The organism is Lentzea sp. NBRC 102530 (assembly GCF_030269365.1).
Taxonomy (GTDB): Bacteria; Actinomycetota; Actinomycetes; order Mycobacteriales; family Pseudonocardiaceae; genus Lentzea.
In genome coordinates this window covers 770,436-782,515 of record NZ_BSTF01000001.1, presented here as the reverse complement: position 1 = coordinate 782,515, position 12,080 = coordinate 770,436, and the positions used below count along the sequence as shown (strand labels likewise).

The window sequence follows — 12,080 nt, the reverse complement described above, 5'->3', positions numbered from 1 at the left end:
CCAATGGCCCCTCGCAACTTTTCCGCCGCCCTCGTTAATGTCGGTTTGCGGCCGCATCCGCCCTTCCACGAGAACGAGGTGAAGAATCGTGCGTGCAATTTCCGCGATCGTCCTGGCCGCGAGCGCGTTGCTGGCCACCGCGGTGCCGGCGTCGGCGGCTTCCGTCGAGGCCGCGGTGGCGTTGCAGCCGTCCGCCAGGCTGGAGGCGCGCGGGGTCGCGGTGGTCGTGCCGACCCGTGTGATGTGCGCGAACGGCGCTACCGGGTCGTTGTGGGTGCAGGTCACCCAGAACGTGCGGGGTGAGCTGGCGGTCGGTGACAAGTACACGCCGAGCGTTCCGTGCACCGGCGATCACCACAGGGTCGACGTGACCGTGGTATCCCGCACGAAAGCATTTCGGCCGGGCGTCGCGTTCACTTCCGCCGCGTTGACCGTGTTTCTCGCGCCGGACAGTTCGAATTCCGTCGAAGAGAATCGGGAAATGGTGTTGGTCCGTTAACGCCTGATCGCGGTGGACGCGCGGACCACGAGCTCCGGCTGGAACTTCACGTGCCGGTGCTCGTGGTCCGGCTCGTTCTCGGCGAGCAGCAGCTGCGCGGCCGTGCGACCGAGCTGGTCACGCGGCTGGCGCACCGACGTGAGCGGCACGGCGGCGGCCGCGGCGAACTCGATGTCGTCGTAGCCCACGACGGCCAGGTCGTCCGGCACGCGCAGGCCCTGCTGGGTCATCGACTGCAGCAGGCCGAGCGCCAGCAGGTCGTTCGCGCAGAACGCCGCCGTGGGCCGTCGTGACGCGGGCAGCCCGACGAGCCGCTCCCCCGCACCCCGGCCTTCCGCGACCTGCAGCCCGCGGGTGTCGAGGAACGTCAGCGCCTCCTCGGGCAGTCCGGCGTTGGTGAGCGCTCGCATCGCGCCCTCACGCCGGTCGCGCACCTGCTGGATGGAGAGCGGGCCGCCGACCATCGCGATGCGGGTGTGGCCGTTCTCGATCAGGTGGGTCACCGCGAGTTCGCCACCGAGGACGTCGTCGACCGCGACCGAGCACCTGGCACCGTCCGTCGCCTCCCGGTCGACCAGCACGACGGGCGTGCCGCGTTCGGCGAGCCGGGCGTTGTCGGCGTCGACGGGGGTGATCAGGATGCCCTCGACCCGTTGTTCTTGGAGCAGCTCCAAGTACTCGCGTTCGCGTCCCTCGTCCGAGGCGCTGTTGCACAGGAACAACGCGAAGCCCGCCTCCCGTGCCGCGTCCTCCACCCCGCGCGCCACGTCGGTGAAGAACGGGTTCGCGGCGTCGAGCACGACATAGGCGAGCACGCGGCTGCGCCCGGCCCGGAGCTGGCGCGCCGACTCGTTGCGCACGAACCCGAGCTCCTCGATCGCTGCCAGCACCCGTTGCCGTGTGGCGGGAGCGACGACGTCAGGCCGGTTGAGCACGTTCGACACGGTCGCGTTGGAGACCCCGGCGTGCTGCGCGACCTCGCGGATGCCCACTGACGGCTTCACGGGCGGCTCCTTTGTTGAAACGTGACAACGAATCGTACTCCCTGCATCTTGACATGCCGTCCCGCCGCACCCAGAGTGCACGTAACTCAGGTGTTAAAACGTTTCAACATCGAGGAGACACGGACGTGGACCGACCTCCCGTGGTGGCACTGGACGAGGTGAGCAAGTCCTTCGGCGCCGTCCGCGCGCTGGCTGGGGTGTCGCTGCGACTGCTGCCCGGCGAGGCCCACGCCCTGCTGGGCGAGAACGGCGCGGGCAAGTCGACCCTGATCAAGACCTTGGCCGGCGTTCACCGCCCCGACGCGGGCCAGGTGCTCGTCGACGACGTGCCGCACCGGTTCACCGGCCCCGCCGACGCCCTCGCCGCCGGCATCGCGATCATCTACCAGGAACCCACGCTGTTCGGCGACCTCTCGGTGGCCGAGAACGTCCACATGGGACGCCAGCCCCTCGGCTTCGGCCGCCGCATCGACGTGGCCGGGATGCACTCCCGCACGTCGGACCTGTTCTCCCGGCTCGGGGTCCGCCTCGACCCGGCCCGTCCGGCGCGCGGACTGTCCATCGCGGACCAACAACTCGTCGAGATCGCCAAGGCGCTGTCGTTCGACGCGCGCGTGATCGTCATGGACGAGCCCACCGCCGCCCTCTCCGCCCACGAGGTCCAGCGCCTGTTCGGTGTCGTGCAGGCACTGCGCGCGCAGGACGCCGCCGTCCTGTTCGTCTCGCACCGCCTGAACGAGGTCTTCGAACTCTGCCAGCGCGCCACCGTCCTGCGCGACGGCGAGTTCGTCTGGTCCGGCGTCCTCGAAGGCGAGACCCCGGACTCGTTGGTGCGCCGCATGGTCGGCCGCGAACTCTCCCAGCTCTACCCGAAGGAGTCCGCCGCGGCGGGCGAGGTCGCACTGTCCGTGCGGCGGCTCACCCGCGAGGGCGTGTTCACCGACGTGTCGTTCGACGTCAGGGCCGGTGAGATCGTCGCACTGTCCGGCCTGGTCGGCGCGGGCCGCAGCGAGGTGGCCCGCGCGGTCTTCGGCATCGACCGCCCCGATGCCGGTGACGTGCACGTGCACGGCCGCCGCCTGAAGTACGGCTCCCCCACCGCCGCGATGGCCGCGGGCATCGGCTTCGTGCCGGAGGACCGCCGCCAGCAGGGGCTCGTCATGGACGCGTCCATCGAACGCAACACCGCCCTGGCCTCGCTCGGGCGCCTGTCGACGTTCGGCCTGCTGCGCCGCCGCGCGGAGACCACCCTAGCCCAGGACTGGGCGGTGAAGCTGCGCCTGAAGTTCGCGCGCCTGAGCGACCCGGTCGGTGTCCTGTCCGGCGGCAACCAGCAGAAGGTCGTGCTGGCGAAGTGGCTGGCGCGCACCCCATCCGTCCTCATCGTCGACGAACCGACGCGCGGCATCGACGTCGGCACCAAGGCCGAGGTGCACCGCCTGCTGTCGGACCTCGCGGGCCAGGGCGTGGCGGTGCTGATGATCTCGTCGGAGCTGCCGGAGGTGCTCGGCATGGCCGACCGCGTGCTGGTGATGCACGAGGGCCGCCTGGTCGAGGAGATCGACCGGGCCGACGCGACCGAGGAACGGGTCGCGCTGGCGGCGGCCGGACAGGCGGTGGCCCGATGACGGCACACCTCGCGTTCCTCAACTGGGCGGAGGGGGTTCGATGACCCCCCAGCTCACGCCGGCCACCACTGCACCCACTTCCCGCCGCACGGCCGCCCGCCGCCTCTCCACCCGGGTCGGCCGCGTCCGCGAACTCGGCATCGTCGTCGCCCTGGCGCTCGTCGTCATCCCGACGGCGATCGTCAACCCGCGCTTCATCCAGCCCCAGAGCCTGCGCGACCTCCTCCTCAACGCCTCGATCGTCGCCCTCCTCGCCGTGGGCCAGACCCTCGTGGTCGTCACCCGCAACGTCGACCTGTCCGTCGGCTCGGTCCTCGGCCTGTCCGCGTTCCTCACCGCCCAGCACTTCGCCGACCACCCCGGCACCCCGCTCCTGCTGGGCATCGGCTTCGGCGTCGCGGTCGGTCTGGCGTGCGGCCTGCTCAACGGCCTGCTGGTGGCGCTCGGCAACGTCCCCAGCCTCGTCGTCACGCTCGGCACGCTCTACGTGTTCCGCGGCGTGGACTTCGCGCTGGCCCAGGGCGAACAGGTCAACGCCTCCAACCTCCCCGACGCCCTGCTGGACCTCGGCAGCGCGAGGGTCGCGGGCATCCCGATCCTCGTGCTGATCACCGTCGTGGTCATCGCGGTCGCCGCCGTCCACCTGCGCTCCTACCGGTCAGGCCGCGAGCTCTACGCCATCGGCTCGAACCCGGAGGCCGCCACGCTCGCCGGCATCCCCGTCGCCCAGCGCACGCTCACCACGTTCGTCCTCTCCGGACTGGTCGCCGGGCTGGCCGGCGCGCTCTGGGTCGCCCGCTACGGCACGGTCGACGCGGCGGCGGGCACCGGCCTCGAACTCCAGGTCGTCGCCGCCGTCGTGGTCGGTGGCGTCGCGATCTTCGGCGGCTCGGGCACGGTCACCGGCGCGGCGCTCGGGGCGTTGCTGCTGGCCACGATCACCAGTTGCCTGGTGGTGTTGCAGATCCCCGCGTTCTGGCAGCAGGCCATCGCGGGCGCGTTGCTGCTGAGCGCCATCACCGTCGACCGGCTCCTCGCGCTCCGGCTGGCGAAAGCCCTGCGCCGCACGGAAGGGACGAGCCATGCGTAGCCTCCTGCGGTGGGAGACCGCACTGGTGTTCCTGCTCGTCGTGGTGGCGCTGACCGGCCAGGTGAGCACCGACGGGTCGTTCCTGTCCGGCGGCAACCTCTTCTACCTCGGCCTCGACATCGGCGAGATCGCGTTGATCGCCCTGCCGCTGACGCTGGTGATCGTGGCGGGCGAGATCGACCTGTCCGTCGCGTCGGTGCTGGGCCTGTCCAGCGCGTTGATCGGCTGGCTGTGGAACGCGGGCTGGCCGCTCGAGACCATCCTGCCGACCGTGATCGTCGTGGGCGCGCTGGCCGGAGCGTTCAACGGCCTGCTGGTCACCCGGCTCGGCCTGCCCAGCCTCGCGGTCACGATCGGCACGCTCGCCCTCTACCGCGGCCTGGCCCTGGTCGTCCTGGGCGACACCGCCGTCGCCGACTTCCCGGCCAGCTACACGTCGTTCGGCACGACACCGTTGCCGGGCACCGACATCCCGTACCCGATCGTGCTGGCGGTGGTGCTCGCGATCCTGTTCGGCGTCACGCTGCACGCGAGTTCGTTCGGCCGGTCCGTCTACGCGATCGGTGCGAACGAGGAGGGCGCGCGCTTCTCCGGCATCCGGGTCAAGCGCGTGAAGCTGACGCTGTTCGTGCTCGCCGGAGCGGTGGCCGCGATCGCCGGCATCGTCTACACGTTCCGCTTCTCCAGCGCCCGCGCGGACAACGGCCTCGGCCTCGAACTGGCCGTCGTCGCCGCCGTGCTGCTCGGTGGCGTGTCCATCTTCGGCGGCAGGGGAACTCTGTTCGGCGTGCTCGCGGGCGTGTTGCTGCTCGGCGGTCTGCGCAACCTCCTGATCCTGCGGGACACCTCGACCGAGGTCCTCACCATCGTCACCGGCCTGCTGCTGCTCGTGAGCGTTCTCGCCCCCTCGATCACCCGACGCGTCGGAAACCTAAGGAAGGCAACACCATGAACACACGCTTAGTGCTCGCCCTGGTGATGTCCGGGGCCGTCGCGCTCACCGCCTGTGGTGGCACCACGAAAGAGAGCGCCAACAACGACACCGGCGGCACTACGAACGCCGCGAAGGGCGACCCCGACGCGCCCCTCAAGGACGGCCTGAAGATCACGTTCCTGCCCAAGCAGGTCAACAACCCGTACTTCACCGTGGCGCAGAAGGGCGCGGAGCAGGCGGGAACGGCGATCAAGGCCGAGGTCAAGTCCACCGGGCCGTCCGACGCGGCCGCGAGCTCCCAGGTCACCTACATCAACACCGCCGCGCAGCAGAAGCAGGACGCGCTGGTGATCTCGGCCAACGACGCCAACGCCGTGGCGCCCGCGTTGAAGAGTGCGCGTTCACAAGGCCTCAAGGTCGTCACGTTCGACTCGGACGCGGCGCCGGACGCCCGCGACGTGTTCATCAACCAGGCGACGTCGAACGAGATCGCGGCCGGGCAGGTCAAGCTGATCTCCGAGGCGGTCGGCGGTTCCGGTGAGATCGCGATCCTGTCCGCGACCCCCAACGCCACCAACCAGAACGCGTGGATCGAGGTCATGAAGTCCGAGCTGGCGAAGCCCGAGTACTCCGGGCTGAAGCTGGTGGAGACCGCGTACGGCAACGACGACGACCAGACGTCGTTCCAGAAGACGCAGGGCCTGCTGCAGGCGCACCCGAACCTCAAGGGCATCATCTCGCCGACCACCGTGGGTGTCGCGGCGGCCGCCCGGTACCTCAGCTCCAGCGAGTACAAGGGCAAGGTCCAGCTCACCGGCCTGGGCACGCCGAACCAGATGCGCAAGTTCGTGCAGGACGGCACGGTGAAGTCGTTCGCGCTGTGGGACCCGAGCAAGCTCGGCTACCTCGCCACCTACACCGCCGCCGCGCTCGCGTCCGGGCAGATCACCGGCGCCGAGGGCGAGAAGTACAAGGCGGGCGACCTCGGTGACTACACGATCGGCGCCAAGGGCGAGGTCGTGCTCGGCCCGCCGACGGTGTTCACGAAGGACAACATCGACCAGTTCGACTTCTGATCATGCGCGTCTGCTTCACCTTGCGGGTCCGCGCCGATCGTCTTGACGAGTACCGGGCGCGGCACCGCGAGGTGTGGCCGGAGATGCGGGCTGCCCTCAGCGAGGCGGGTTGGCACAACTACTCACTCTTCCTCGCCGGGGACGGTCTGCTGGTCGGCTACCTCGAGTGCGACGACTTCGACGCGGCGCTCGCGGAGATGGCCCGCACCGAGGTGAACGCGCGCTGGCAGCACGAGATGGCGGAGTTCTTCGTCGGTGACGGCAACGCCGACGAACGGATGCGGCCCCTCGACGAGGTCTTCCACCTCGACTGAGTTTTGGGGAGAACGACATGAGCGTGAAGGACGCGCTGCGCGAGCAGCGGATCGAGACGCCGTCGTGGGCGTACGGCAACTCGGGCACCCGCTTCAAGGTGTTCGCGCAGCAGGGAGTTCCGCGCACGCCGTACGAGAAGATCGATGACGCGGCGGTGGTGCACAAGCTCACCGGTGTCGCGCCGACGGTCGCGTTGCACATCCCGTGGGACCGGGTCGAGGACTACGGCGAGCTCGCCTCGTACGCGCGGGACCGCGGGGTGGCGTTGGGGGCCATCAACTCCAACGTGTTCCAGGACGACGACTACAAGCTCGGCAGCGTCTGCCACCCGGACGCGGCGGTGCGGCGCAAGGCTCTCGGGCACCTGCTCGAGTGCGTCGACATCATGGACGCCACCGGGTCGCGCGACCTCAAGCTGTGGTTCGCGGACGGGTTGAACTACCCCGGGCAGGACGACATCCGCGCCCGGCAGGACCGGCTCGCCGAGGCGTTGGCGCAGACGTACTCCCGGCTCGGTCCGGACCAGCGGATGTTGCTGGAGTACAAGCTGTTCGAGCCCGCGTTCTACGTGACCGACGTGCCGGACTGGGGGACGGCGTTCGCGCACTGTTCACAGCTGGGCGAGAAGGCACAGGTCGTGATCGACACCGGGCACCACGCTCCCGGCACGAACATCGAGTTCATCGTGTCGTTCCTGCTGCGGGCCGGGAAGCTGGGCGCGTTCGACTTCAACTCCCGCTTCTACGCCGACGACGACCTGATGGTGGGCGCGGCCGACCCGTTCCAGCTGTTCCGGATCATGCACGAGATCGTGCTGGCGGACGCTCTGCGGCCGGCCGCAGGGATCGCGTTCATGCTCGACCAGTGCCACAACCTGGAGCCCAAGATCCCGGCGATCATCCGGTCGGTGCTCAACGTCCAGGAGGCCACCGCGAAGGCGTTGCTGGTCGACCGCAGCGCCTTGGACGCAGCCCAACGCGCCGGTGACGTGCTGGAGGCCAACGCCGTCCTGATGGACGCCTACAACACCGATGTGCGGCCGCTCCTGCGGGAACTGCGGGAGGACATGGGCCTCGATCCCGACCCGACGGGCGCGTACCGGCGGTCCGGGTACGCGGAGCGGATCGTGGCGGAACGAGTCGGCGGCGAGGCCGCCGGGTGGGGTGCGTGATGGAGCAGGTCCAAGCGTTGCTGGGGCGGAGCAACCGGCTCGGTGCCGATCCGCGCAACACGAACTACGCGGGCGGCAACACCTCGGCCAAGGGGTCCTCGACCGACCCGGTGACCGGGCGGCCCGTGGACCTGATGTGGGTCAAGGGCTCCGGCGGTGACCTGGGCACGTTGAAGGAGTCCGGACTGGCGGTGCTGCGCCTGGACCGGCTCCATGCGCTGGTGGACGTGTATCCGGGGGTCGAGCGCGAGGACGAGATCGTCGCCGCGTTCGACTTCTGCCTGCACGGCAGGGGAGGCGCCGCGCCTTCGATCGACACGGCCATGCACGGGCTGGTCGACGCTCCGCACGTCGACCACCTGCACCCGGACGCGGGCATCGCGTTCGCGACAGCGGCGGACGGCGAGGCGCTGACCAAGGCGTGCTTCGGCGACCGCGTGGCGTGGGTGCCGTGGCGGCGTCCTGGTTTCCAGCTGGGCCTGGACATCGCGGCGATCCGTCGTGACCACCCCGAGGCCATCGGCGTGATCCTCGGCGGGCACGGCATCACGGCGTGGGGCGCGTCCAGCGAGGAGTGCGAGGCGCACTCGTTGGAGATCATCCAAACCGCGCAGCGGTATCTGGACGAGCACGGTCGCGCCGAGCCGTTCGGCCCGGTGGTGCACGAGCCGTTGCCCGAGAGCGAACGGCGGGTGCGGGCCGCCGCACTGGCGCCGGTGATCCGCGGTCTGGCCTCCACCGACAGCCCGCAGGTCGGCCACTTCACCGACTCGGACGTGGTGCTGGACTTCCTGTCCCGGCAACGGCATCCGGAACTCGCCGCGCTCGGCACGTCGTGTCCCGACCACTTCCTGCGCACCAAGGTCCGGCCGCTCGTGCTCGACCTGCCACCGACCGCTCCCCTGGCGGACGTCGTCACGCGCTTGGAGCAGCTCCATGAGGCGTACCGCGAGGACTACGGCTCCTACTACGAACGGCACGCGGGCCCGGACAGCCCGCCGATGCGCGGTGCGGACCCGGCGATCGTGCTCGTCCCGGGCGTCGGCATGTTCAGCTTCGGCCGCGACAAGCAGACCGCGCGGGTGGCCGGCGAGTTCTACGTGAACGCCGTCAACGTGATGCGGGGCGCCGAATCGGTCTCCCGGTACGCGCCGATCGACGAGCGCGAGAAGTTCCGCATCGAGTACTGGTCGCTGGAGGAGGCCAAGCTCCAGCGCATGCCGAAGCCCAAGCCGCTCGCCACCCGCGTCGCCCTCGTCACCGGCGGCGGCTCGGGCATCGGCAGGGCCGTGGCCGAACGCCTGGCGGCCGAGGGCGCGTGCGTGGTGGTGGCCGACCGCAACGCCGACAGCGCCCGCGAGGTGGCCGAAGGCATCGGGTCCGCGGACGTGGCGGTGCCGGTGACCGTGGACGTCACCTCGGCCGACGGCATCTTGGAGGCGTTCCAAGCAGCGGTGCTGGCGTTCGGCGGCGTGGACCTGGTGGTCAACAACGCGGGCCTGTCGATCTCCAAGCCGCTGGCCGAGACCACCGAGGCCGACTGGGACCTCCAGCACGACGTGATGGCCAAGGGCTCGTTCCTGGTCTCGCAGCGCGCCGCCAAGGTCATGCGCGACCAGGGCATGGGCGGCGACATCGTCTACATCTCCAGCAAGAACGCGGTCTTCGCCGGCCCGAACAACGTCGCCTACGGCGCGGCCAAGGCGGACCAGGCCCACCAGGTCCGCCTGCTGGCGGCCGAACTGGGCGCGGACGGCATCCGCGTCAACGGCATCAACCCCGACGGCGTCGTCCGCGGCTCCGGCATCTTCGCCGGGGGCTGGGGAGCCCAGCGCGCCGCCGTCTACGGCGTGCCCGAGGACGAACTCGGCGCGTTCTACGCCCAGCGCACCCTGCTCAAGCGCGAGGTGCTGCCCTCCCACGTGGCGGCAGCGGTGTTCGCGCTGACCGCGGGCGACCTGTCGTTGACCACCGGCCTGCACGTCCCGGTCGACGCCGGCGTGGCAGCGGCGTTCCTGCGATGAGCACGTTCGCCGCGGTGGACCTGGGCGCCTCCAGCGGCCGGGTGGTGCGCGGCACCGTGGCCGATGGCAACGTTCACATCGAGGAGGTGCACCGGTTCCCCAACGGCCCGGTGCACCGCGACGGCCACCTGCGCTGGGACCTGCCCGCGCTCTACCACGAGGTGCTGACCGGCCTGAGACGCGCAGGGCCCGTCACGAGCATCGGCATCGACAGCTGGGCGGTCGACTACGGCCTGCTGGGCGAGTCCGGCGAACTCCTCGCCAACCCCGTCGCGTACCGCGACTCCCGCACCGACGCCATCACCCCGCCCGACGGCCTCTACGGGATCAACGGCCTGCAGTTCCAGCCGTTCAACACCATGTTCCAGCTCATGGCCGAACCCCTGCTCCCCCAGGCGTCCCGCCTGCTGCTGATCCCCGACCTGCTCTCCTACTGGCTGACCGGCCGGTGCGGCACCGAATACACCAACGCCACCACGACGGGCCTGATCGACGTCCGGACAGGACGGTGGTCACCACGCCTCACCGAAGCCCTCCCGTCAGACCTGCTCCCGCCCCTGCGCCGCCCGGGAGACCCCGCCGGCACCTTCAAGGGCACCCCGGTCACCGCGGTGGGTTCGCACGACACCGCCTCCGCGGTGGTGGCCGTCCCGGCCGCGAACGACCGCTTCGCCTACATCTCCTGCGGCACCTGGTCCCTGGTGGGCGTGGAACTGGACTCCCCCGTCCTCAGCGAGGCGAGCCGGGCCGCGAACTTCACCAACGAGGGCGGCGTGGACGGCACGATCCGCTACCTCCGCAACGTGATGGGCCTCTGGCTCCTCCAGGAGTGCCTGCGCACCTGGAACGCCGACCTGGGCCCGCTGCTGCGAGAAGCCGCGACCGCGACGGGCACGGTGTTCGACGCCAACGACCCGGCGTTCCTCCCGCCGGGCGACATGCCGTCGAGGATCGAACGGGCGTGCGGCCGATCCCTCACCCGCCCGCAGGTCGTCCGGTCCGTTCTGGACAGCCTCGCGCTGGCCCACCGGGACGCCGTCGCCGACGCCCAACGCCTGTCCGGCAAGGAGGTCGAGGTGGTGCACGTCGTCGGCGGTGGCTCGCACAACGAACTGCTGTGCCAGCTCACCGCCGACGCGTGCGGCCTGCCCGTGGTCGCCGGCCCGGCGGAAGCGACCGCGCTGGGCAACGTCCTCGTGCAGGCCCGTGCCGCAGGGGCAGCAAACGGCACGCTGACAGACCTCAGGAAACTGGTGCGGGAATCCCACCCGCTCCGCCACTACCTCCCGCGATGACCGTCACGCGCCAGGATTCCACCCCGACCCGCACCTCACCGAGCCTTTGCGCTCCGGCGCAACACCTGCCCGCCCCGCACGGCCCGGCGCAGCATCAGTACGGTGGCCACCGAGCACACGAGCAGCGCGAACAGACTCGCCTCCGGCCCGAACGAGCCACCGGTCAGCACAGTCGGCCCGTTCAGCGTCGTGCGCAACAGCCCGTCCGGCACGTCCTCCGACCCGGACACCGCGATGCCGAACACCCCGGCGTGCGCGAAGTTCCAGGCGAAGTGCACCCCGATGGGGAACCACAACGACCGGGTCAGCACGTAAGCGGCCGCCAGCATCGCGCCACCCGTGAGCCCGATCGACAGCGCGCCCCAGAACGTGGCGTTGACGTTGACCAGGTGCGTCATCCCGAACAGCAACGACGACACGACCAGCGACACCACCGTCCCGGCCCGCTCCTCGAGAATCCGGAACAGCACGCCGCGAAACAGCAGCTCCTCCATCGTCGCGACGCTGAACATCATCCCGGCCAGCCCGAGGAACCCCGGGAACGAGTGCCACCCCACGCCGTCCAGCCCACCGAACACCGCGATCAGCACCATCAGCGCGCAGAACAGCCCGAACCCGAGCGCCGCCCCCTTGCCGAGCCCGCGCCACCGGTCCCCCGCCAGCTCCGGCAGCTCCCCGCGCCCCTCCACGAACCGCGAAAGCCAGCGGTAGCAGGCGATCCCGAGCGCGGCGAGCCCGATGCCGACCGGCAACGCCAGCAGTGGCACCGGCGCGACGAGGGTGTCGATGCCGACGACCGCCAGCATCACGGCGAACAGCACGGCGAAGAGGACCGGGAACCTGAACCTGCGCAACCGAAAGGCACTGAGCTCCATGACTCCGACTTCCTGAGGTGGCCTGTGGACACCTCAAAAGCTAGGGAGCCGGGCGCTTCGGGGAATCCCGCTGGGGAGGACACCCGCGGGTAGCTCGCACGGGGGACAGCGCTACTCACTCCGCGACACGATCATCGGATAGATCGTTCTCAAACGAGTGCTGCGCGGC

General features: G+C 70.4%; 11 protein-coding genes. 9 read left to right on the top strand and 2 right to left on the bottom strand.

Annotation, left to right across the window (positions count from 1 at the left end; all coding sequences use genetic code 11):
* Positions 1–88 precede the first annotated feature (88 nt).
* Positions 89–499 (top strand): hypothetical protein, encoded by a 411-nt coding sequence (locus QSK25_RS03455; RefSeq protein ID WP_285632446.1) that lies wholly within the window; start codon positions 89–91, stop codon positions 497–499.
* Here QSK25_RS03455 and QSK25_RS03450 read toward each other — a convergent pair.
* The gene (locus QSK25_RS03450; protein ID WP_285632443.1) at positions 496–1,503 is read right to left on the bottom strand and encodes a LacI family DNA-binding transcriptional regulator; all 1,008 of its coding nucleotides are present in this window, start codon (positions 1,501–1,503) and stop codon (positions 496–498) included. The two genes, QSK25_RS03455 and QSK25_RS03450, sit on opposite strands and share 4 nt — an antisense overlap.
* Before the next feature lie 125 nt (positions 1,504–1,628).
* Here QSK25_RS03450 and QSK25_RS03445 point away from each other — a divergent pair, with 125 nt between their 5' ends.
* The 8 genes from QSK25_RS03445 to QSK25_RS03410 are packed head-to-tail and all read left to right on the top strand — an operon-like array spanning position 1,629 to position 11,036.
* Entirely contained in the window at positions 1,629–3,131 is a 1,503-nt protein-coding gene (locus QSK25_RS03445; RefSeq protein ID WP_285632440.1) for a sugar ABC transporter ATP-binding protein, read from the top strand.
* A 40-nt stretch (positions 3,132–3,171) separates the two neighbouring features.
* Positions 3,172–4,221, top strand: a complete 1,050-nt coding sequence (locus QSK25_RS03440; protein ID WP_285632437.1) for an ABC transporter permease — start codon at positions 3,172–3,174, stop codon at positions 4,219–4,221.
* A complete protein-coding gene (locus tag QSK25_RS03435; RefSeq protein ID WP_285632433.1) occupies positions 4,214–5,173 on the top strand; it encodes an ABC transporter permease in 960 nt (319 codons plus the stop codon). Before QSK25_RS03440 ends, QSK25_RS03435 begins: the two co-directional genes overlap by 8 nt.
* Positions 5,170–6,231 carry a rhamnose ABC transporter substrate-binding protein gene (rhaS, locus tag QSK25_RS03430; RefSeq protein WP_285632430.1) on the top strand — a complete coding sequence of 354 codons (1,062 nt, stop codon included), beginning with the start codon at positions 5,170–5,172 and terminating at the stop codon, positions 6,229–6,231. Before QSK25_RS03435 ends, rhaS begins: the two co-directional genes overlap by 4 nt.
* 2 nt (positions 6,232–6,233) lie before the next feature.
* Entirely contained in the window at positions 6,234–6,545 is a 312-nt protein-coding gene (locus QSK25_RS03425) for an L-rhamnose mutarotase (RefSeq protein ID WP_502881798.1), read from the top strand.
* Between the two features lie 17 nt (positions 6,546–6,562).
* Positions 6,563–7,717: an L-rhamnose isomerase gene (gene rhaI, locus QSK25_RS03420; protein ID WP_285632427.1), complete on the top strand. Its 1,155-nt coding sequence runs from the start codon at positions 6,563–6,565 to the stop codon at positions 7,715–7,717.
* Positions 7,717–9,741: a bifunctional aldolase/short-chain dehydrogenase gene (locus QSK25_RS03415; protein WP_285632424.1), complete on the top strand. Its 2,025-nt coding sequence runs from the start codon at positions 7,717–7,719 to the stop codon at positions 9,739–9,741. The genes rhaI and QSK25_RS03415 overlap by 1 nt, the downstream gene beginning before the upstream one ends.
* Positions 9,738–11,036, top strand: a complete 1,299-nt coding sequence (locus QSK25_RS03410; RefSeq protein WP_285632421.1) for a rhamnulokinase — start codon at positions 9,738–9,740, stop codon at positions 11,034–11,036. Before QSK25_RS03415 ends, QSK25_RS03410 begins: the two co-directional genes overlap by 4 nt.
* A 35-nt stretch (positions 11,037–11,071) precedes the next feature.
* On the opposite strand, the gene QSK25_RS03405 is transcribed toward QSK25_RS03410, so the two are convergent.
* Positions 11,072–11,911, bottom strand: a complete 840-nt coding sequence (locus QSK25_RS03405) for a CPBP family intramembrane glutamic endopeptidase (protein ID WP_285632418.1) — start codon at positions 11,909–11,911, stop codon at positions 11,072–11,074.
* Positions 11,912–12,080: the final 169 nt, after the last annotated feature.